The sequence below is a fragment of the Paraburkholderia sp. CNPSo 3274 genome (assembly GCF_024206475.1).
In the GTDB taxonomy this organism is placed as follows: Bacteria; Pseudomonadota; Gammaproteobacteria; order Burkholderiales; family Burkholderiaceae; genus Paraburkholderia.
On record NZ_JAMBPR010000025.1, the window covers coordinates 25528 to 45456 of the forward strand.

18 protein-coding genes and 1 pseudogene are annotated in these 19929 nt (G+C 65.9%); 3 read left to right on the forward strand and 16 right to left on the reverse strand.

Going from position 1 to position 19929, the window contains the following annotated elements; genetic code table 11:
• Positions 1-99 precede the first annotated feature (99 nt).
• The 7 genes from M3I54_RS18660 to mltG form a co-directional block, all read right to left on the reverse strand.
• Positions 100-1338 (reverse strand): mechanosensitive ion channel family protein, encoded by a 1239-nt coding sequence (locus tag M3I54_RS18660; RefSeq protein ID WP_254338461.1) that lies wholly within the window; start codon positions 1336-1338, stop codon positions 100-102.
• A 206-nt stretch (positions 1339-1544) separates the two neighbouring features.
• Complete coding sequence (locus M3I54_RS18665) at positions 1545-1907, reverse strand: Rap1a/Tai family immunity protein (RefSeq protein ID WP_028207010.1); 363 nt, start codon at positions 1905-1907, stop codon at positions 1545-1547.
• 85 nt (positions 1908-1992) lie between these two features.
• Positions 1993-2718 (reverse strand): ankyrin repeat domain-containing protein, encoded by a 726-nt coding sequence (locus tag M3I54_RS18670; protein ID WP_254338463.1) that lies wholly within the window; start codon positions 2716-2718, stop codon positions 1993-1995.
• A 67-nt stretch (positions 2719-2785) separates the two neighbouring features.
• Positions 2786-3571, reverse strand: a complete 786-nt coding sequence (locus M3I54_RS18675) for a TatD family hydrolase (RefSeq protein ID WP_254338465.1) — start codon at positions 3569-3571, stop codon at positions 2786-2788.
• 53 nt (positions 3572-3624) lie between these two features.
• A complete protein-coding gene (locus M3I54_RS18680) occupies positions 3625-4668 on the reverse strand; it encodes a DNA polymerase III subunit delta' (protein ID WP_254338467.1) in 1044 nt (347 codons plus the stop codon).
• An 87-nt stretch (positions 4669-4755) separates the two neighbouring features.
• Positions 4756-5376 (reverse strand): dTMP kinase, encoded by a 621-nt coding sequence (tmk, locus tag M3I54_RS18685; RefSeq protein ID WP_254338469.1) that lies wholly within the window; start codon positions 5374-5376, stop codon positions 4756-4758.
• Positions 5377-6387 carry an endolytic transglycosylase MltG gene (gene mltG, locus M3I54_RS18690; protein ID WP_254338471.1) on the reverse strand — a complete coding sequence of 337 codons (1011 nt, stop codon included), beginning with the start codon at positions 6385-6387 and terminating at the stop codon, positions 5377-5379.
• A 77-nt stretch (positions 6388-6464) separates the two neighbouring features.
• Between mltG and M3I54_RS18695 the strand changes: the two genes are divergently transcribed.
• Together M3I54_RS18695 and M3I54_RS18700 are read left to right on the forward strand one after the other, a co-directional pair.
• The gene (locus tag M3I54_RS18695) at positions 6465-7484 is read left to right on the forward strand and encodes a folate-binding protein YgfZ (RefSeq protein WP_254338473.1); all 1020 of its coding nucleotides are present in this window, start codon (positions 6465-6467) and stop codon (positions 7482-7484) included.
• Positions 7485-7575: 91 nt separating this feature from the next.
• Complete coding sequence (locus M3I54_RS18700) at positions 7576-8430, forward strand: NRDE family protein (RefSeq protein WP_254338475.1); 855 nt, start codon at positions 7576-7578, stop codon at positions 8428-8430.
• A gap of 7 nt (positions 8431-8437) precedes the next feature.
• On the opposite strand, the pseudogene M3I54_RS18705 reads toward M3I54_RS18700, so the two are convergent.
• From M3I54_RS18705 to M3I54_RS18745, 9 genes and pseudogenes are all read right to left on the reverse strand, one after another.
• Positions 8438-9108 (reverse strand): annotated as a pseudogene (locus tag M3I54_RS18705) (alpha/beta hydrolase fold domain-containing protein).
• Positions 9109-9167: 59 nt separating this feature from the next.
• Positions 9168-10049: an SDR family oxidoreductase gene (locus M3I54_RS18710; RefSeq protein WP_254338477.1), complete on the reverse strand. Its 882-nt coding sequence runs from the start codon at positions 10047-10049 to the stop codon at positions 9168-9170.
• A gap of 88 nt (positions 10050-10137) precedes the next feature.
• A complete protein-coding gene (locus M3I54_RS18715) occupies positions 10138-11136 on the reverse strand; it encodes an NADP-dependent oxidoreductase (RefSeq protein ID WP_254338480.1) in 999 nt (332 codons plus the stop codon).
• A 111-nt stretch (positions 11137-11247) separates the two neighbouring features.
• On the reverse strand, positions 11248-11775 hold the full coding sequence (locus M3I54_RS18720) for a PaaI family thioesterase (RefSeq protein WP_302059019.1): 528 nt from the start codon (positions 11773-11775) through the stop codon (positions 11248-11250).
• 8 nt (positions 11776-11783) lie between these two features.
• Positions 11784-12086, reverse strand: a complete 303-nt coding sequence (locus tag M3I54_RS18725; RefSeq protein WP_254338482.1) for a Dabb family protein — start codon at positions 12084-12086, stop codon at positions 11784-11786.
• 175 nt (positions 12087-12261) lie between these two features.
• Positions 12262-13440 carry an acetyl-CoA C-acyltransferase gene (locus M3I54_RS18730; RefSeq protein WP_254338484.1) on the reverse strand — a complete coding sequence of 393 codons (1179 nt, stop codon included), beginning with the start codon at positions 13438-13440 and terminating at the stop codon, positions 12262-12264.
• 53 nt (positions 13441-13493) lie between these two features.
• Positions 13494-14129 (reverse strand): bifunctional nicotinamidase/pyrazinamidase, encoded by a 636-nt coding sequence (gene pncA / locus M3I54_RS18735; protein WP_254338486.1) that lies wholly within the window; start codon positions 14127-14129, stop codon positions 13494-13496.
• 46 nt (positions 14130-14175) lie between these two features.
• Complete coding sequence (locus M3I54_RS18740; protein ID WP_254338487.1) at positions 14176-16257, reverse strand: 3-hydroxyacyl-CoA dehydrogenase NAD-binding domain-containing protein; 2082 nt, start codon at positions 16255-16257, stop codon at positions 14176-14178.
• Positions 16258-16495: 238 nt separating this feature from the next.
• Positions 16496-18184, reverse strand: coding sequence for a 3-(methylthio)propionyl-CoA ligase (locus M3I54_RS18745; protein ID WP_254338489.1), 1689 nt, complete (start codon positions 18182-18184; stop codon positions 16496-16498).
• Positions 18185-18331: 147 nt separating this feature from the next.
• Here M3I54_RS18745 and M3I54_RS18750 point away from each other — a divergent pair, with 147 nt between their 5' ends.
• Complete coding sequence (locus M3I54_RS18750) at positions 18332-19912, forward strand: YdiU family protein (RefSeq protein WP_375542165.1); 1581 nt, start codon at positions 18332-18334, stop codon at positions 19910-19912.
• The last annotated feature ends 17 nt before the right edge of the window (positions 19913-19929 follow it).

The window sequence follows — 19929 nt, forward strand, 5'->3', positions numbered from 1 at the left end:
TATCAACCGTTTTCGCGGCGGCTGTCAGTCGCAGGCTCGCGCGCGGCGGTGGCTCGCGCTGCTTCCGCTGCCTCCGCTCCTTTAGCCGCTTCGGCCGCTTTAGCGTCCATCGCTGCGTCCGAGCGCGCCGGGTGGTGTCTCCAACTCCTCGCCGTCCCCCGGCACACGTGTGCCCGTCACGGGATCAGCCTCAGTATGTGCCGCCGTGCTCGCCGCCGCCTGCCGCGCCGGGCGGCGCACGAAAGACGGCACTTCCCCTGTGCTGCTTTCGAGTTCCGCCGAAACTTCGGCGCGCGCGCGGGGCAGGAACTGCGGATAGTGCTCGTTGACGAAATCGAGCAGCCCTTCGCGCACGCGGCAGCGCAAATCGAAGTTCAGGCCCGAGTCGCGCGAACTCACCAGCACGCGCAACTGCATGGCGCGCTCGTTGGCGTCGGTGACCTGCAAAACCTGCACGCGGCGGTCCCATTCGGGCGCATCGTCGACGATGCGCGCGAGCGCCTCGCGCAGCGGCGCGAGCGGCATGCGGTAGTCGAGCCATAGAAACACCGTGCCGATGATCTGGGAGCTGCTGCGTGTCCAGTTCGCGAACGGATTCTCGATGAACCATTGCAGCGGCACGATGAGCCGCCGCTGGTCCCAGATCCGCACAGAAACGTAGGTGCCTGTAATTTCCTCGATGCGCCCCCACTCGCCCTGGATCACGACCACGTCGTCGAGCCGGATCGGCTGCGAGAGCGCGATCTGCAAACCGGCGATCAGATTCCCCAGCACGGGGCGTGCCGCGATACCGGCAACGAGACCGGCGACCCCGGCCGAAGCCAGCAGGCTCGCACCGATCTGCCTCACGTTCGGGAAGGTCATGAGCGCCGAGCCCACGCCCACGATGATGATGAGGACCATCACCGTGCGCGCGAGCACGCGGGCCTGGGTGTGGATGCGGCGGGCCTGGAGGTTATCGGCGATGTCGAGCGGGTGGGCGGCGATGATGGCATCGCCGATCGCCGCCGCGCAACGCACCGAAAGCCAGGTGATCGCGGCGATCAGCGCGAACGCGCACAACTCGCGCAGGCCGCCGATGTGCCTGAGCGTGTCGGGCGCCTGCCACCAGACGAATTCGAGTGCGAGGATGGCGAGCACGGCGAGCGCCGGCTTGCGTATATAGCGCAAGAACACGCTGACCCGCGGATACGGGCGGGCGACACGCAGCACGACGCGGCCGCCGACCCAGTGCATGGCGAACGCGAAAACGAGCGCGAGCGCGCTCACGAGCAACGTGCCGAGCCAGTCCTGCAGCGGTGCGTCGATGAAACGGGAGAGATCGTCGAGTGTCGGCATCTGCGGCCAGTTCCTCCTGAGCATCCCGAGCAATTAGGCGACTCTTGGAAACGGCACGGGCGCAGGCCCGCGGACGGCCACGGCGATGGTGACAGCTGGCCTCGCTGCGGCCTCGATGATGAACGGCGCGGCAGTGGTAGGTGCCGCGCCGTGTTTCTAGCTATGTCTATCTACGCGCTACTGATTACGACTCGAACCAGCCGGCTTCAACTGCCATTGCCGGTCTTGCAGGGAAACGCCTTGCCAAGCCCGAGCGAAATCGCGGTACTGGCGTTGTAGCCGGCCACGTTCGGGTTGTCGGCGATGTACTTGCGCACCGCATCGGTGAGTTGCGCCGAGCGCGCGTCGGGCGGCAGGCAGAAGTATTGACCCACGCGCGGCCCGGTAGTGCCGCCGATGGCGTCGATCGTGTTGAAGATGCCGTCCGCGGCACCTTCGATATAGGCAGCGCACGCGCTGCGCGAAGCCACGTCGGTCTTCGTGCAGAGCCGGTTGAGGTCGCTTGCCGTGAATGCGAAAGCGGAGAGCGGCAACGCCATCGCGCCCGCACAGATCAGAACCCGCAGCATGGTTCTCCTTGAGTTGTCGTGGGGAGCGGCGCCTCGAGCGCCGCCGGGCGGCCGCGTTGGTCCAGTGCGGCCGCCTTCATCCCCATTATTTTGCACTGTTTTGCGGCGCTGCCGGGCTCGCCGTGGAGAGGCCAGCCTGCGTCATGCGCGCCGTGAGGTCCTTGATCGCGTCCGGCGCCTTGTACCGGCGCGCGAAATCGAGCGCCGTCATGCCGATCTGGTTCTTGGCGCCAAGCGTCGCGCCGTGCTCGAGCAGCATCTGGAGCGTCGTGAGATGGTCGCCGCGCGCAGCCATCATGAGCGGCGTCGTGCCGTTGGGCGACAGCGCGTTGACGTCGGCCGAATAGCCGATCAGGAGCTTCGCGACATCGTCGTTGCCGTTCGAGGCAGCGTAATGCAGCGGCGTCCAGCCCTTCTTGTTGACCTCGGCGCCCTTGGTGATGAGGAGCTTCACGAAGTCCACGTCGCCGTTGAGCGAGGCAAGCATCAGCGCGTTTTCGCCTGCGCGGTCTTCGGCGGCGATGTTCGTCTTCGGGTTGTCGAGCAGCACCGCCCCGACCTTGTCGGACTTCTCGCGCGCGGCCAGCACGAGGAGCGGCATGCCCTGGTCGTCGGTGGCGTTCGGGTCCATGCCGTCCGCGAGCGCTTTTTGCACGCCCTTGTCGTCGTCGAACTTGACGCTCTTGATGAGCGAGTCGATCGGAGCGGCGTGCGCGGCGGCGCCGAACAGCGTGGCGGCGACGCCGAGCACGAGCGCCGCGGCAGTACGGCGGACAGGGTTTGCGGCGTGCGGAAGCGGTTTCGAGTTCATGTCAAGCCTTAACATTATCTGCTATCTCGTTGATATTTAACATCATTGACAGCACGCGGTCCGCGATTCAGGCCTGAGGCTGGATCTTGAAGAGCCGGAAGAAATTCTGCGTGGTGACAGCGCCAAGTTCGGCGTCCGGCAATCCGCGTTGCTGCGCAATGAATCTTCCGACATGGCTCACGTACGCAGGTTCATTGGGTTTGCCACGAAATGGTACTGGCGCGAGGTATGGCGAATCGGTTTCGATCAAAAGGCGCTCGATCGGCACGCGGCGCGACACTTCCTGCACATCGGTCGCGCTCTTGAACGTCACGATGCCCGAAAGCGAGATGTAAAAATTCTGGGCGAGTGCGCGCTCGGCAATCGCCCACGGCTCGGTGAAGCAATGCATCACGCCGCCCGGTTCGCCTGCGCGCTCTTCTTCCATGATGCGCAGGGTGTCGTCCGAAGCGGCTCGCGTATGGACGATGAGCGGCTTGGCCGTGGCATGCGCCGCGCGAATGTGCGTGCGAAAGCGCTCGCGCTGCCATTCCATGTCGGCGATCGTGCGCTCGCCCAGGCGATAGTAATCGAGCCCCGTTTCACCGATCGCCACCACTTTCGGGTGCTCAGCCAGCTCGACCAGCTCGGCCACGCTCGGCTCGCGCATGTGCTCGTGATCGGGATGCACACCCACCGACGCGTAGACGTTTTCGTAGCGGCTCGCGATGTCGAGCACCGAAGGCAGCGTTTCGAGGTCCACCGAGACGCATAGCGCATGCGTGACGGCGTTTGCGCGCATGTTCTCGAGCACCTGTGGGAGGCGGTCGCCGAGGCCTTCGAAGTTGATGTGGCAATGTGAATCGACAAACATGGGTGGTCCTGCGATGGAAGATTCGGGCCTAAGCGTGGACGTCAGCGTGCACGTCAGGCAAACAGTTCACGATAGCCGAGAAAGAGTTCCTCGAACACGAGGCGCGCATTCAGCGGATGGTTTTCCACGGCGCGCTGGCGCGTGACCGTCTTCAGGTAGCGCGCGAGCGCCGCGGCGTCGAGCTTCGCGGCGCAGCGCGCGAGGCCGCTAGCGGCCTGCGGAAAGTAGCGCGGGCGCCCCGCTGTGCGTTCGGCGAGCAGATCGTAGACCCAGCGCTGCAGCCAGCCGAGCACGAGCGGCACCGGCAGCTTTTGCAGCGTCTCGCCGCAGGCAAAGGCGTCGCAGGCCGGGCCCGCCGCGAGCTGGGCCAGGGTCCAGTCCCGCAGCGTGCGGTTTTCGTCGTGCGCGAGCGCGAGCGCTGCGAGGGGCGCGCCGCCTGCTTCGGCAAGCAGCGCCGGCGCGTCGTCCACGCCCTGCTGCGCGAGCCAGGCCGCGGCGGCTTCAGGCGCGGGCGTGCCCATGGGCCACTGGCGGCAACGGCTGATAATGGTCGGCAGCAGGCGGTCGATGCGCGCCGATACCACGAGGAACACCACGCCCGCGGGCGGCTCTTCGAGCGTCTTCAGCAGCGCGTTCGCGGCGGCGACGTTGAGCGCCTCGGCCGGATACAGCAGGATCACGCGCAGGCCGCCGCGATGCGAGCCCACGCTCGTGAAGTCGAGCAGCGCGCGCACTTGTTCGATGCGGATTTCCTTGCTCGGCGCGCGGCCCTTCTTGCCCTCTTCACCGTCGGCCTTGTCAGCCTTTTCGGCTTTGGCGTCATCGTCGCCGGCCTGGCCGATTTCGCCAGCCAATGCCTCGGGCACGACGATACGGTAATCCGGATGATTGCCCTGGGCAAACCAGTTGCACGCCGCACAGGCGCCGCACGGTTCGCCGTTGGCCTGCGGCGCTTCGCAGAGCAGCCCCTTCGCCAGATGCTGCGCCAACTGGAACTTGCCGATGCCCGCCTGGCCATGCAGCAGGAGCGCATGCGGCCAGTGGCTGCGCAGTTGCTGCAGGCGTTGCCAGTCGTCGGTTTGCCAAGGATAGATCATCTTCGAAATCAATCTGTTAAGCGATCCTCAGGAGAATTTACATGAAGATCGCGCAGCCATATAAGAATGTCAAATATCGCCTTGAAATCAAAGCGTTGCGATCACATTCTCGAGTTTTTGGCGAATCGCATCGATGCCCTGCGACGAATCGACGATCGCGAAACGATACGGCGCCTCTTCCGCGCGGCGCAGGTATTCGGTGCGCGTGCGCTTGAAGAACGCGTCGGATTCGCTTTCGAAGCGATCGGGTTCGCGCGCCGCGCCGCGCCGCTCGCTCGCCGTGTCGGGCGGCAAGTCGAACAGCACCGTCAGGTCCGGCTGGAAGCCGCCCTGCACCCAGCGCTCCAGCGTTTCGAGCTTGTCGCGCGGCAGCCCGCGGCCGCCGCCCTGATAGGCGAACGTGGCGTCGCTGAAACGGTCAGACAGCACCCAGTCGCCGCGCGCGAGCGCGGGCTCGATCACCTTGGCGAGGTGCTCGCGGCGCGCCGCGAACATCATGAGCGCCTCGGTTTCGAGGTCCATCGGCTGGTGCAGCACGAGTTCCCGGATCGACTCGCCAAGCGGCGTGCCGCCGGGTTCGCGCGTCATGACGACCGTACGGCCTGACGGCGCGAGTTTCTGGGCAAGCTGATCGCGAAACCACGCGAGATGCGTGGTCTTGCCTGCGCCGTCGATGCCCTCGAACGTGATGAATCGGCCCCGCGCCATTTAATTACCCCGGATGTATTTGTCGACGGCCTTGTTGTGGTCGACAAGATTGTCAGAAAAAGCGCTGCTGCCGTCGCCGCGCGCCACGAAGTACAGCGCAGCCGTCGATGCCGGATTGAGCGCCGCCTGGATCGCCGCGGCACCGGGCAGCGCAATGGGCGTCGGCGGCAACCCCAGGCGCAGGTAGGTATTGTAAAGAGTGTCCGACTGCAGATCTCGCTTGCGCAAATGCCCCGCGTAGTTGTCGCCCAGTCCGTAGATCACGGCCGGATCGGTCTGCAGCGGCATGCCCACTTTCAGGCGGTTCGAGAACACGGCCGCCACGAGCGCGCGGTCGGCAGCGCGGCCCGTCTCCTTTTCGACGAGCGAAGCGAGCGTCAGCGCCTCGTAGGGCGACTTGAGCGGCAAGCCGGCGGCGCGTGCAGTCCACGCTTCGTTCAGACGCGTCTGCATCAGGTGGTACGCGCGCCGGTACACGTCGAGATCGCTCGCGCCCTTGTCGAACAGATAGGTGTCGGGGAAAAACAACCCCTCGCCGCTTCCGTTCGGTGCGGGCGGCGCGCCGATCGCGGCGAGCAGATCGGCATCGCTCATGCCGGCCGTATCGTGGCGCAGCGCGGGGTTCGCGTCGAGTTCGGCGCGCATGTGCTTGAAGGTCCAGCCTTCGATGATGGTGGCGACGGACTCGTTCACGTCGCCGAGCGCCATCTTCTGGAGCACCTCATAGGGCGTAATACCCGCCTTGAACTCGTAGTTGCCCGATTTGAGCTGGCTCTGCAGGCCGAGCACGCGCGTCATGATCACGAAAAGTTGCGTCTGCACGGGCACGCCGCCGCGCCGCAATTGCAGCGTGACGCTGCGCACGGTGCTGTGCGGCTTGATGGTGACGTCGAGCTGTGGTGCGGCAAGTTCGAGCGGCACGGTGGCCCAGCGCCATACGCCGCCCGCCGCGGCGGCGCCAATCACGACTAGCGCGGCGCCGGCAACAAGGCATTTCTTCAGGAGGGACATGGAAACACGACTCAGGGGGACCTCATATAATAACTGCTTGCCTTCGCTAAAGTCAGGATTGACTGTTCCCCGAATCCATGAACTCACCGCTCGATCCCGCTTCCACGCTTTCCGCTCCTGAATCCACGGCCGACTTCGATGCCGTTATGAAAGGCGGCGCCTACGCGATCCTTCCGCAGTTTGGCGTGATCGACGCCAACGGCGACGACGCCGCGACCTTCCTGCACAGCCAGCTCACCAACGACGTCCAGCATCTCGACGTGGCCGGCGCGCGCCTCGCAGGCTACTGCTCGCCCAAGGGCCGTTTGCTTGCCTCGTTCCTCACCTGGAAGACCGGCGACACGATCCGTCTCCTGATCTCGAAGGACGTACAGGCGGCGGTGCAAAAACGGCTGTCGATGTTCGTGCTGCGCGCCAAGGCCAGGCTCACCGACGACAGCGACAAGCTGCTCGTGGTGGGCCTCGCGGGCGACGTGCGCGGCGCGCTTGCGAGCGTGTTCGACGCGCTGCCCGACGGCGTGCACGTGAAAGTGGACGACCCCGCTGGCACGCTGATCCGCGTGCCCGACGCGGCCGGCGTGCTGCGTTATCTGTGGGTCGGCCCGAAAGAAGCGGTGCAGGCGCGCCTCGCGAAGCTCGACGGTTTGGTCAAGCGCGTGTCGCCGGCGGTGTGGGACTGGCTCGACATTCGCGCGGGCGAACCGCGCATCACGCAGGCCGTGAGCGAGCAGTTCGTGCCGCAGATGGTCAACTACGACGTGCTGGGCGGCGTGAACTTCCGCAAGGGCTGCTACCCTGGCCAGGAAATCGTCGCGCGCAGCCAGTATCGCGGCACGATCAAGCGCCGTACCACGCTCGCCAATGTGGCCGCGAGTCTGGGCGCCGCGCATGCGGGCGTCGAACTCTTCCATTCGGACGACCCGAGCCAGCCGTGCGGCATGGTCGTGAACGCCGCCGCCGCACCCGAGGGCGGTATCGATCTGCTCGCCGAGATCAAGCTTGCCGCGCTCGAAACGGGCAGCGTGCACCTCGGCGCTGCGGACGGCCCCGCGCTGCGCGTGTTGCCGCTGCCCTACGCGTTGCCGGCCGAAATTTGACGCCGCACGCTGCGCCCATCGCGCGTGAGGCGCCCAGCGCCTCGCGTTGCCAGGGCGCTGCCCCACCCCCGACCCTGCAAGGGCCAACGCCATGTGCCTGATCGTCTTCGATTGGCGTCCGCGCGCGAGCGCCGGCACGCTTTTCACGCTCGCGGCAAACCGCGACGAGTTCCTGCGCCGCACCGCCGACCCGCTGCACTGGTGGAACGCCTCGGATGACGTCACGTCGCCGGGCAGTTCGGCAACGGGCGTGCTGGCGGGCCGCGATCTCGTCGGTGGCGGCACGTGGCTTGGCATGACGCGCAGCGGCCGCTTCGCCGCGCTCACGAACTATCGCGCGCCGAAAGATATGCGCCCTGACGCGCCTACGCGCGGCACGCTCGTCTCGCGCTGGCTCACCGGCGCGCAAGGTCTGCCCGATACGCCGCTCGACTATCTCGACGAGATCGCGCGCTCGGGCGATCTCTACAACGGCTTTAATCTGATCGTCGGCGACTGGGCGCGGCGCGAGCTGGCCTGGTACTGCAACCGCGCGGACCGCGCGCCTGCCTTGCTGGCCGAAGGCACGCACGGCATTTCGAACGCCGTGCTCGACACGCCGTGGCCCAAGCTCGTGCGCAAGCGTGCGGAACTCGCGCAACTCGCGGGGGGCGACGCGCAAGTCCCACTCGCGCGGCTCGTGGAAATGATGCGTGACCCGCAGGTCGCGCCCGACCGCGAGTTGCCCGCCACGGGCATTTCGCTGGAACGCGAACGCGCGCTTTCCGCGGCATTCATCGAAACGCCCGACTACGGTACGCGCGGCACCACGGCGCTGCGTGTCACGCTACGCGGCACCCTTCTGGATGTGGAAGCGCTGGAGCGCAGCGACGACGACGGCTCGCATCGCGTCGTCCGCCCGGGCGCCTTCGAGCGCCACGAGACCTACACCGTCGAGAGAGGCTGAGCGCGTTTCAGCCGCCCGTGCCGAACGCCGCGCGCAGCGCGTGGGCGGCCTGCTGCTGCGCGCGCCGCGCCTCGTCGACGAACGCTCCCATCTTGACGAACTCGTGAATCACGCCGTCGTAACGCACGAGCGTGACCTTGTTGCCGGCTTCGCGCAGCTTTTGCGCATAGGCCTCGCCTTCGTCCACGAGCGGATCGAATTCGGCCACGCCGATCCACGCGGGCGCGACGCCGCGAAAATCCGGCTCGCCGCGCGTACCGTCTAGCGGCGCGAAGCGCCAGTCGTCGCGGTCCGAGTCATTGCGCACATAGTGATTGAAGAACCACTGGATCGTCGGCGCGGTCAGCAAATGGCCATCGGCAAGACGCTGGTGCGATTCGCTCCGCTGATGCGCGCTCACCGCCGGATAGAACCTTGCCACGGTCTGTGCGGTGCTAGCGCGCGACGCCGGTATCGCGCCGGTGCTAGCACGGGCAGCGGTTCCGCCCAATGCGGCTCGACCGGCAGATATAGGCGCGCGCGGATCGTCGCGCCGTCCCGCATCGGCACCTGCAGGTCTTCCACGCCATGCATCGGTGCAGACGGGATTTCGAGCACCGACGCGCTCTTTTCATACTCGGCGCGCGCCTCCTGCGCCGTCTGCTCGTGGTAAGGCGCACGGCCCGCGCGGGCCACCATGTCGAGCACGAGTGCGATCTTCGCGGTGAGTGGCGTGGCGCGGATCCCGTGCGCTGCTTTTATTGCGGCGCTTTCTTGACTTCAGGTTTGAGCGAAAGCGGATCGGTCGGGTTGCGCAATGTTTCGATATCCTCATGACGCAGCTTCACCGAAGCGAGAATCTGCGGATGCGTGAGGATATAGAAGCGCCCTTCCCGCACGGCGTCGAACGTCGCCTTCGCGACGTCGTCTGGCGTGAGCTTGCCGGAACGCACTGCGCGCTGCAACTGCAGATCGGCGGCTTGCTGCGATCGCGTGGGCGGCACCTCGTTGCGCAGATCGTCGGGGCGGCTACGCTCGGCGTTCGCAATGCCGGTCGACACGAAGGCCGGACACAGCAGCGAGCAGCTCACCTTGTCGGTCACATTCTTCAGGTCGTGATAAAGCGTTTCGGTGAGCGAGACCACAGCATGCTTCGACGCGTTGTACACGCCCATGGCGGGCGGTGAAAGCAGCCCCGCCACCGAAGCCGTGTTGACGATATGCGCGCGCTCGCCCTGCGCGAGCATGGCTGGCGTGAAGCTGCGCACACCGTTGGCCACGCCCATCACGTTCACGCCGAACACCCAGTCCCAGTCCTGCGCGCTGCTTTCCCACACGAAGCCGCCGGTGCCGACGCCCGCGTTGTTGAAGAGCAGATGGACTTTGCCATAGGTGTCGAGCGCGGCCTTCGCGAGTGCGTCGACCTGCGCGGCGTCGCGCACGTCGGTGCGTACGCCGATCGCCTGCGCGCCGCCTTCGCGCAATGCATTGACGGTTTCGTCGAGCAGCGTCTGATCGACATCGGCGAGCACGAGCTTCATGCCGAGCGCTGCGGCCTGCTGCGCGAACGCGCGGCCAAAGCCGCTTGCCGCGCCCGTGATGACGGCCACGCGGCCGTCGAACTCAAACGGTTCGGACATTGCGAATCCTGCGGTGAAGGTTGCGGTGAATACCGCGGACGGAAACGCGAAGCGCCCTTTCCGGGCGCTTGCGCTGGCCTTGAGACAGTTAGATCAGCTTGACGAGCTGCTTGCCGAAGTTCTGGCCTTTGAGCATGCCGAGGAACGCGCTGGGTGCGTTCTCGAGCCCGTCGGCCACGGTCTCGCGATAGGCAAGCTGCTGCTTCGCGACCAGCGTACCCAGCTCCGTCAGCGCCTGCGGCCACACTTCCATATGCTCGCTCACGATGAAGCCCTGCACGAGCAGGCGCTGCGTGAGGAGCAGTTGCGGATACTTGAGCGGCATCGGCTCGCCGTCGTAACCGGCGATCATCCCGCACAGCGCGATGCGGCCGAACGCGTTCATGCGCGCGAGCGTAGCGTCGAGCACCGCGCCGCCGACGTTCTCGAAGTAGCCGTCCACGCCGTCCGGCGTCGCAGCCTTGAGGTCCTGATAGAGATTGCCAGCCTTGTAATCGACGCATGCGTCGAAGCCGAGCGTCTCCACGACGTAGCGGCATTTTTCCGCGCCGCCCGCGATACCCACCGCGCGGCAGCCCGCGCGCTTCGCAAGCTGGCCGACCACGCTGCCCACCGCGCCACTCGCCGCGCTCACGACGACGGTTTGCCCTGCCTTCGGCTCGATGATGCGATTCAGGCCGTACCACCCGGTCACGCCCGGCATGCCCACCGGCCCGAGGTACGCGGAAAGCGGCACATGCGTCGTGTCGACGACATGCAGGTCGCTGCCGTTCGAGGTGCCGAACTCCTGCCAGCCGAACATGCCCACCACGTTGTCGCCGGGCTTGAACTTCGCATTGCGCGACTCGACCACCTCGCCCACCGTGCCGCCGATCATCACCGAGTCGAGCGGCTGCGGCGCCGCGTACGACTTGCTGTCGTTCATCCGCCCGCGCATGTACGGGTCGAGCGAAAGATAGTGGTTGCGCACGCGCACCTCGCCCTCTTCGAGCGGGGCGAGCGGCGTTTTGACGAGGCGGAAATTATCGACGCTCGCGGCGCCTTCCGGGCGCGAAGCGAGCAGGATCTGGCGATTGGTCTGGGTCATGGCGTCCGTGTTGCTTCGTTGGGCGCGGCGAGGCGTTGCACGCCTGCCGCGCGAGAGAACAGCAACCGGGCACGCACGAGCAAAGCCCTCGCACGCGCCCGATCGCGCGTTTTAACCGTCGCTCGGTCCCGGCCGCGCGCTGGGGTCGCTGCGCAGACGCTGACGCGTCACGTCGCGGCCCACCGCAAGCCGGCGCATGTACTTGAAGGTGCCGAGCGCCTTGGCGACGAAATGGCCTTCGCTGTCGCGAATCTCGCCTTCGCAATAGGCCATGGTGGTGGAACGGTGCAGCACGCGGCCAGTGGCGCGCAATTCGCCGCGCCCCGGCTGCATGAAGTTCACTTTCATTTCGACGGTGACGACGCCCACACCATCGGCGGCGACGCTGCGCGCCGCCATGGCGAGCGCGATGTCGGCGAGCGTCATCGTTACGCCGCCGTGCGCGACGTCCCACGTATTCAGATGCCGCTCGGCGAGCGGCAGTACGACTTCGCTCGCGCCGTCATGCGCGCTCACGAGTTGCGCGCCGAGATGCTCGACGAAGGGACTCTCGATGATCGTGAGCGACGTTTGCGGATGTTGTGCGGCTTCGCCTTTTGGCGCGCCGCCGCCCTGGGATTGATCTGCGGTACCGATCATGATGCGCTTCAGACCACGTAATCCACGCACTGGCGCGACTCGACCACGAGCTTCGCGAACTGCTTCACGACGAGATGTTCGGGGTGGTCCTGATAGCCATCGAGCGCGGCCTGATCGGCGAAGTCGGAAACGAGCACGAGGTCGAATGTGGAAGCGAGACCCGGGCCGGCCACGCCGACTTCGAGGTGCAGTGTGCCCGGCACGAGATCGCGGCAGCCTTCGAGCAGCGCCTTGAACTTCACGACGTTCTCGGCGCGCGTCGCGCCTTCGGCCGACTCCTTGAGCTTCCACATCACGATATGACGAATCACGAACTCACCTCTTCTGTCTGCATGGGAACAGGCGCCGCACCGTGCGCGCGCCGACAGCCGTCATGATACCCGCAGCAGCTCGAGCGCGAGAGCGGCTCGGCGCGCGCCAAAGCGAGGGAAAGCGGTGGCGTAGCCGGGACGGCGGCGGACTCCCGCGAGTCCGCCGCACCGTGCATCACACGACTTCGAAGAGGCCGGCGGCGCCCTGCCCGCCGCCGATGCACATCGTCACCACGACGAACTTCGCGCCGCGGCGCTTGCCTTCGATGAGCGCGTGGCCCGTGAGGCGAGCGCCCGACACGCCATACGGGTGACCGACGGCAATCGCGCCGCCGTTCACGTTCAGGCGGTCGGCGGGAATGCCGAGCTTGTCGCGGCAATACAGCACCTGCACCGCGAATGCTTCGTTCAGCTCCCACAGGCCGATGTCCTCGACCTTCAGGCCCGTCTGCTTGAGCAGCTTGGGCACGGCGAACACGGGACCGATGCCCATCTCGTCCGGCTCGCAGCCCGCCACGGCAAAGCCGCGGAAAATGCCGAGCGGCTGCAGGCCTTCGCGCTCCGCGACTTTCGCGTTCATCACGACGCAGGCGCTCGCACCGTCCGAGAACTGGCTCGCGTTGCCGGCCGTGACGACGCCGCCCGGCATCGCCGTGCGGATCTTCGAAACGCCTTCGAGCGTGGTGTCGGCGCGAATGCCTTCGTCGGCTGCGATCGTCACTTCCTTCGTGACGAGCTGCCCCGTCGCCTTGTCGGCAACACCGGCGAGCACCGTCATCGGCACGATTTCGTCGTTGAAGAGACCCGCCGCCTGCGCGGCCGCCGCGCGCAACTGCGACTGCACGCCGTACTCGTCCTGGCGCTCCTTTGAGATTTCATAGCGCTTCGCGACCGTCTCGGCCGTTTGCAGCATGCTCCAGTAGATTTCGGGCTTGTGCTGGTTAAGCCAGCCTTCGGCCACCATGTGGCGGTTCATCTCGTTCTGCACGCACGAGATCGATTCCACACCGCCCGCGACGAACACGTCGCCTTCGCCCGCGATCACGCGTTGCGCGGCAAGCGCGATCGTCTGGAGTCCGGACGAACAGAAGCGGTTCACCGTCATGCCCGGCACGCTCACGGGCAGGCCCGCGCGCAGCGCGATCTGGCGCGCGATATTGGCGCCCGTTGCGCCTTCGGGATTCGCGCAGCCCATGATCACGTCTTCCACGCGGGCGGGGTCGATCTTCGCGCGCTCGACGGCGGCTTGCGTCACATGGCCGCCGAGCGTGGCGCCGTGCGTCATGTTGAAGGCGCCCTTCCAGGATTTGGCGAGGCCCGTGCGGGCGGTCGATACGATTACGGCGTCAGTCATGCGATGTCTCCCACTACGAATATTGAATCCAGAGGATGGCTTTGATTGAACGTTCAGGCGGACCGTGCCAGCACCTCGGCCGACTGCGCACGCTTCACACCGGCGGCCAGCAACTGCTTCCACGCGGCGGCAAGCGAGCCGTTCAGGTCGATGGCGCGCGAGGCGTCTTCGATCAGCACGGTTTCGAAGCCCGCGGCGCGCGCGTCGAGCGCGGACCACGCCACGCAATAGTCGGTCGCGAGGCCGCAGCAGTACACGCGCCTCACACCCACGTCGCGCAGATAGCCCGCGAGGCCCGTGGGCGTCTTTCGGTCGGCTTCGAGAAACGCGGAGTAGCTGTCCACGTCGGCGTGATGGCCCTTGCGGATCACCGCGCGCGCATGCGGCACGTTCAGGTCGCGATGCAGCGCAGCGCCTTCGGTGCCCTGCACGCAATGCACGGGCCATAACACCTGCTCGCCGTAGGGCAGCGCCGTCGTCTCGAACGGCGCGCGTCCCGCATGATTCGCCGCAAACGATACGTGCTGCGCCGGATGCCAGTCCTGCGTGAGCACCACATGGCTGAAGCCCTGCGCGAGCCGGTTCGCGACCGGCACGACTTCATCGCCGAGCGCGACGGCAAGCGCCCCGCCCGGCATGAAGTCGTATTGCAGGTCGATCAGCAGGAGCACGTCGTCTGAGCTTCTCATGATGTTCGTCCGCCTGTTAGTCCGCTTTTGCGTCCGTGCGTGATGCTTAGTTAAACGTACCGCCCCTGGCAGCCAGATCGACGATCGAAGGCGCGACTTCCCAGGCCTCGCCATTGCGCTGCTGCGCATAGCGGCGAATGGCGCGCTCGACGTTGTAGAGGCCAACCGTGTCGGCGTACAGCATCGGACCGCCACGCCACAGCGGGAAGCCGTAGCCCGTGAGATAGACCATGTCGACGTCCGACGCCTTCGAAGCGATGCCCTCTTCGAGAATCTTCGCGCCTTCGTTGACGAGCGAGAACACGAGACGCTCGACGATTTCCTCGTCGCTGATCTTGCGGCGCTCCACACCGGCTTCCTTCGAATACGCCACGATCATCTCGTCGACGAGTTTCGAAGGCTGCGCGTTGCGCTCGCCCGCCTTGTAGTCGTACCAACCCGCGCCGGTCTTCTGCCCGAAGCGGCCGGTCTCGCACAGACGGTCGGCGATCTTCGAGTACTTCATGTCCGGGTGTTCCTGATAACGACGCTTGCGAATGGCCCAGCCGATATCGTTGCCGGCCAGGTCGCTCATGCGGAACGGGCCCATCGCGAAGCCGAACTTTTCGATCGCCCGGTCCACTTGCGCGGGCAGCGCGCCTTCTTCGAGCATGTAGAGCGCCTGACGCACGTACTGCTCGATCATGCGGTTGCCGATGAAGCCATCGCACACGCCCGAAACCACGGCCGTCTTGCGGATCTTCTTCGTGATCTGCATGACGGTGGCGAGCACGTCCTTGGCCGTTTCCTTGCCACGCACGACTTCGAGCAGCTTCATCACGTTGGCAGGACTGAAGAAGTGCAGACCCACCACGTCCTGAGGACGCTTCGTGAACGCCGCGATCTTGTCGACGTCGAGCGTCGAGGTGTTCGAGGCGAGGATCGCGCCAGCCCTGGCAACTTCGTCGAGCCGCTTGAACACCTGCTCCTTCACGCCGAGTTCTTCGAACACCGCTTCGATGATGAGATCGGCTTGCTTGAGGTCGTCGTAGGAGAGCGTCGGGCTGATGAGCGCCATGCGCGTTTCCACCTTCTCCTGCGTGAGCTTGCCCTTCTTGACCTGCGCTTCGTAATTCTTGCGGACCGTGGTGAGGCCGCGATCGAGCGCTTCCTGCTTCGTTTCCAGCAGCGTGACCGGCACACCCGCGTTGAGGAAATTCATCGTGATGCCGCCGCCCATCGTGCCCGCGCCGATCACGGCCACCTTCTGGATGTCGCGCGTGGGCGTGCTCGACGGCACATCGGGGATCTTGCTCGCGGCACGCTCGCCGAAGAACGCGTGGCGCAGCGCGCGGCTTTCCGGCGTCTGCACGAGTTCGAGGAAGCATTCGCGCTCGAACGCGAGGCCCTTCTCGAAGCCCTGCTTCACACCCGCCGCGATGGCGTCGACGCACTTGACTGGCGCGGGGTAGTTCTTCGCCATCGCGCCAACGGTGTTGCGCGAGAACTGCAGGAAGCCTTCTGCGTTCGCATGTTCGATCTTGCGGTTGCGCACGAGCGGATGCGGGCCGGATTTGTCGGCCGCCTTGCGCGCGAATGCAATCGCCTCCTCGAGCAGATCGCCTTGCGCCATGGCGTCGAAGAGCCCCGAATTCGCGAGTTTTTCGCTCATCACCGGCGCGCCCGTGACGATCATGTTGAGCGCGGCTTCAAGGCCGATTGCACGCGGCAGACGCTGCGTGCCGCCCGCGCCCGGCAGAATGCCGAGCTTCACTTCGGGCAGCGCAATCTGCGCGCCAGCGGCGGCGATACGGTAGTGCGCGCCGAGCGCCAGTTCGAGACCGCCGCCCATGGCCACGCTATGGATCGCGGCCACGACCGGCTTCGCGCTCTTTTCGACTTCCTTGATGACGGTGTGGAGCGTGGGCTCCTGCATCGCCTTGGGCGTGTTGAATTCGGTGATATCCGCGCCGCCCGAGAACGCCTTGCCGGCACCCGTGATCACGATGGCCGCAACGGCCGGATCGCTCGCGGCGCGCGCGAGGCCCTCGACAATGCCCGCGCGGGTCGAATGCCCGAGGCCGTTGACGGGCGGATTGTTGAGCGTGATGACGGCGACGCCGTCGCGAGTCGTGTAGTCCACTGCCATTTGCCTGCCTCCATGCTTGCGGGCCGCGATGTGCGTCGTCGGCCTCATTGTCCGACTTTCCCGGTCAGCAGGCAGAATACCTAAAAAAGAACGTTCGTTCAATTTTTTGCTGCGCTGCGGATGCCAGGGTTTGTACTGAACGTACAATTTTGGCAACTCGGCCGGCAAAAAGTCGGAAGAAAAAAAACGCAGCCAGATGGCTGCGCCGCAGAACCTTGCGCGGGTGGCTCGGGGTGGCTTACCCGTGCTTTGCGGCGTCTTGCGCCGGATCGATCGGACACCCCTCCACCGCGAGCGCAGTCCGCAACACGTATGAGCGGAACTGCTCGCGCAGCTTGAGCTTTTGCAGCTTTCCCGTTGCCGTGTGCGGCAATTCGTCGACGAAGACGGCGTCATCGGGCAGCCACCATTTCGCGACCTTGCCTTCGAAGTACGCGAGCAGTTCTTCACGCGTGACTGCGGCGCCGGGCTTCTTCACCGCGACGATGAGCGGCCGCTCGGTCCAGCGCGGATGCGCGCAGGCAATGCACGCGGCCTCCGCGATGGCCGGATGCGCCACTGCGATGTTTTCCAGGTCGATCGAGCTGATCCACTCGCCGCCCGACTTGATCACGTCTTTACTGCGGTCGGTGATGTGCAGGAAGCCATCGGGGTCGATCGTGGCGACGTCGCCCGTGGGAAACCAGCCGTCGACGAGCGGCGAGCCACCTTCTTGCCGATAGTAGTGGTCAATCACCCACGGTCCGCGCACATGGAGATCGCCGAACGCCACGCCATCCCACGGCAGCTCGCGCCCGCTCTCTCCGACGATCTTCATATCCACGCCGAAAACCACGCGCCCCTGCTTTTCAAGCAGTGCCAGTTGCGCCTCTCGCGGCCGCTGCGACTGCTCCCAGTTGAGCCTCGAGAGCGTGCCGAGCGGCGACATCTCCGTCATGCCCCATGCGTGTATCGTCTGCACGCCGTAGTTGTCCTCGAAGGCTCGCTGTATCGAGGGCGGACAGGCCGAGCCACCCACCACCGTACGCTTGAGCGTGGAGAAGCGCACACCTGCGTTGCGCACATGCGCGAGCAGGCCGAGCCAGACGGTCGGCACGCCGGCCGAGGCGGTCACTCCTTCCGCTTCCATGAGCTCGTAGAGCGATTTGCCGTCGAGATCCTTGCCGGGCAGCACGAGCTTCGCGCCCGTGAGCGGCGCCGCATGCGGAATGCCCCACGCGTTCACATGGAACATCGGCACGACGGGCAGGATCGCATCGCATGCGGAGAGTCCCATCGCGTCGGGCAGCGATGCCCCATACGCATGCAGCACGGAAGAACGATGCGTATAGAGCGCGCCTTTCGGGTTGCCCGTGGTGCCGGACGTGTAGCAGAGGTTCGAGGCGCTGCGCTCGTCGAGTTCGGGCCACGCGTAGTTGCCGTCCGGCGCGGCGAGCAGCGTCTCGTAGCAGAGCACTTCCGTGCGCATCTGCGGCCGGTGGGCTTCATCGCACAGCGCGATCCAGCCGCGCACGTTCGGGCACTGCGGCGCAAGTGTATCGACGAGCGCGGCGAACGTGATGTCGAACAGCACGTAGCGGTCGTCGGCGTGATTGACGATCCAGGCGATCTGCTCGGGAAAGAGCCGCGGATTGATGGTGTGGCAGACCGCGCCGAAGCCGGTCACGCCGAAATAGGCTTCGAGATGCCGATAGCCATTCCAGGCCAACGTGCCGACACGCTCGCCCGGCGCGACGCCGAGCGCCATGAGCGCCTGCGCGAGCTGCTTGGAGCGCACTTCGCATTCACGGTACGTGTAGCGATGGATATCGCCCTCGATGCGCCGCGAGACGATCTGCGCGCTGCCATGATGGCGCGCCGCATGGGCAATCAACGACGACACCGTGAGCGGCACATCCATCATTTGACCCAGCAGCGGTGCACTCATCGGTAGCGGTCTCCACGCGTTGAACGGCGTTGTGTCTATCTTTGTCTGTGAGTCCGACGGCCTTCAGGGGTACTCCAGCACGCCGGCGGGTGCCGACTTACAATATCGAGTATTCACCAGGCCCTCAATATGTCGTTTTCACCAGGCATGACCGAATCTCTTGGCGGTTCATCCGCTTCGCAAACACCCGCCACCGGCCCGCTCGCCGATTTCGAACGCGCCCTGATCGCGCCACGCGACAACGCATTCGCCGCGCTCGGTGCGCACTTCTACACGCGGCTGCCCGGTGCGCCGCTGCCCGCCCCTTACGTGGTCGGCATTTCGCAGGCGATGGCCTCCCAGTTGGGCCTCGACCCGACGGCCGTGACGGACCCCGCATTCGCCGACTTCTTTTGCGGCAATTTCACGCGCGAGCGCTCGCCCACCACGATGTCGTATGCGTCGGTCTACTCGGGGCATCAGTTCGGCGTCTGGGCAGGCCAGCTCGGCGACGGGCGCGCGCTCACCCTGGGCGAGGTCGAACATGGCGGCAAGCGCAACGAAGTCCAGCTGAAGGGCGCCGGGCGCACGCCCTACTCGCGCATGGGCGACGGCCGCGCCGTGCTGCGCTCGTCGATCCGCGAGTTCCTGTGCTCGGAGGCCATGCATCATCTCGGCATTCCGACCACGCGCGCACTCACGGTGGCCGGCTCCGACCAGCCCGTGCGCCGCGAAGACATGGAAACGGCGTCGGTCGTGACGCGCGTCTCGCCGAGCTTCGTGCGCTTCGGCCATTTCGAGCACTTCTATTCGCACGACGACGTGGACGCGCTGCGCGCGCTCGCCGACCACGTGATCGCGCGCTTCTATCCGCAACTGCGCGAAGCCGACGACCCGTACCTCGCCCTGCTCGACGAAGCGGTGCGCAGCACGGCGGCGCTGATGGTCGAGTGGCAGGCCGTGGGCTTCTGCCACGGCGTGATGAATACCGACAACATGTCGATCCTCGGCCTCACGATCGATTACGGTCCGTTCGGCTTCATGGATGGCTTCGACGCCAACCACATCTGCAATCATTCGGATTCGCAGGGCCGCTACGCGTACCGCATGCAGCCGCAGATCGGGTACTGGAATCTCTTTTGCCTCGCGCAGGCGCTCGTGCCGCTGTTCGGCGCGCACTACGACATCGCCGACGAAAAGAAGCGCGGCGAGCGCGTGGTGGCCGACGCGCAAGGTGTGCTCGAACGCTTCAAGGGGCACTTCGCGCCCGCGCTCGAAGCGCGCATGCGCGCGAAGCTCGGCCTCGAACACGAGCGCGAAGGCGACGACGTACTCGCGAACAAGCTGTTCGAAATCATGCATGCCAACCGTGCCGATTTCACGCTCACGTATCGCCATCTCGCGCGCGTTTCGAAGCGTGACGCGAGCGGCGACACGTCAGTGCGCGATCTCTTTCTCGATCGCGCCGCCTTTGACACCTGGGCCGCCGACTACCGCGCGCGCCTTGCGCACGAAACACGCGACGACGCGGCGCGTGCCGAGGCGATGAACCGCACGAACCCGAAATACGTGCTGCGCAATCATCTCGCGCAAACGGCGATCGAGCGCGCCGCGCAAAAGGACTTCAGCGAGGTCGAGCGGCTCGCGAAGGTGCTGGAGCGGCCATTCGACGAGCAGCCCGAGAACGCGTCGTACGCAGGCCTGCCGCCCGACTGGGCGAGTTCGCTCGAAGTCAGTTGCTCTTCGTGAGCGCGCCCCCATCTACG

Coding starts and splice junctions, on each gene's coding strand:
- M3I54_RS18695 (WP_254338473.1), top strand. CDS start 6,465: ATGAACTCACCGCTCGATCCCGCTTCCACGCTTTCCGCTCCTGAATCC.
- M3I54_RS18750 (WP_375542165.1), top strand. CDS start 18,332: ATGACCGAATCTCTTGGCGGTTCATCCGCTTCGCAAACACCCGCCACC.
- M3I54_RS18665 (WP_028207010.1), bottom strand. CDS start 1,907: ATGCTGCGGGTTCTGATCTGTGCGGGCGCGATGGCGTTGCCGCTCTCC.
- M3I54_RS18680 (WP_254338467.1), bottom strand. CDS start 4,668: ATGATCTATCCTTGGCAAACCGACGACTGGCAACGCCTGCAGCAACTG.
- M3I54_RS18715 (WP_254338480.1), bottom strand. CDS start 11,136: ATGACCCAGACCAATCGCCAGATCCTGCTCGCTTCGCGCCCGGAAGGC.
- pncA (WP_254338486.1), bottom strand. CDS start 14,129: ATGAGAAGCTCAGACGACGTGCTCCTGCTGATCGACCTGCAATACGAC.
- M3I54_RS18745 (WP_254338489.1), bottom strand. CDS start 18,184: ATGAGTGCACCGCTGCTGGGTCAAATGATGGATGTGCCGCTCACGGTG.
- mltG (WP_254338471.1), bottom strand. CDS start 6,387: ATGTCCCTCCTGAAGAAATGCCTTGTTGCCGGCGCCGCGCTAGTCGTG.
- tmk (WP_254338469.1), bottom strand. CDS start 5,376: ATGGCGCGGGGCCGATTCATCACGTTCGAGGGCATCGACGGCGCAGGC.
- M3I54_RS18740 (WP_254338487.1), bottom strand. CDS start 16,257: ATGGCAGTGGACTACACGACTCGCGACGGCGTCGCCGTCATCACGCTC.
- M3I54_RS18710 (WP_254338477.1), bottom strand. CDS start 10,049: ATGTCCGAACCGTTTGAGTTCGACGGCCGCGTGGCCGTCATCACGGGC.
- M3I54_RS18720 (WP_302059019.1), bottom strand. CDS start 11,775: ATGATCGGTACCGCAGATCAATCCCAGGGCGGCGGCGCGCCAAAAGGC.
- M3I54_RS18700 (WP_254338475.1), top strand. CDS start 7,576: ATGTGCCTGATCGTCTTCGATTGGCGTCCGCGCGCGAGCGCCGGCACG.
- M3I54_RS18660 (WP_254338461.1), bottom strand. CDS start 1,338: ATGCCGACACTCGACGATCTCTCCCGTTTCATCGACGCACCGCTGCAG.
- M3I54_RS18730 (WP_254338484.1), bottom strand. CDS start 13,440: ATGACTGACGCCGTAATCGTATCGACCGCCCGCACGGGCCTCGCCAAA.
- M3I54_RS18675 (WP_254338465.1), bottom strand. CDS start 3,571: ATGTTTGTCGATTCACATTGCCACATCAACTTCGAAGGCCTCGGCGAC.
- M3I54_RS18670 (WP_254338463.1), bottom strand. CDS start 2,718: ATGAACTCGAAACCGCTTCCGCACGCCGCAAACCCTGTCCGCCGTACT.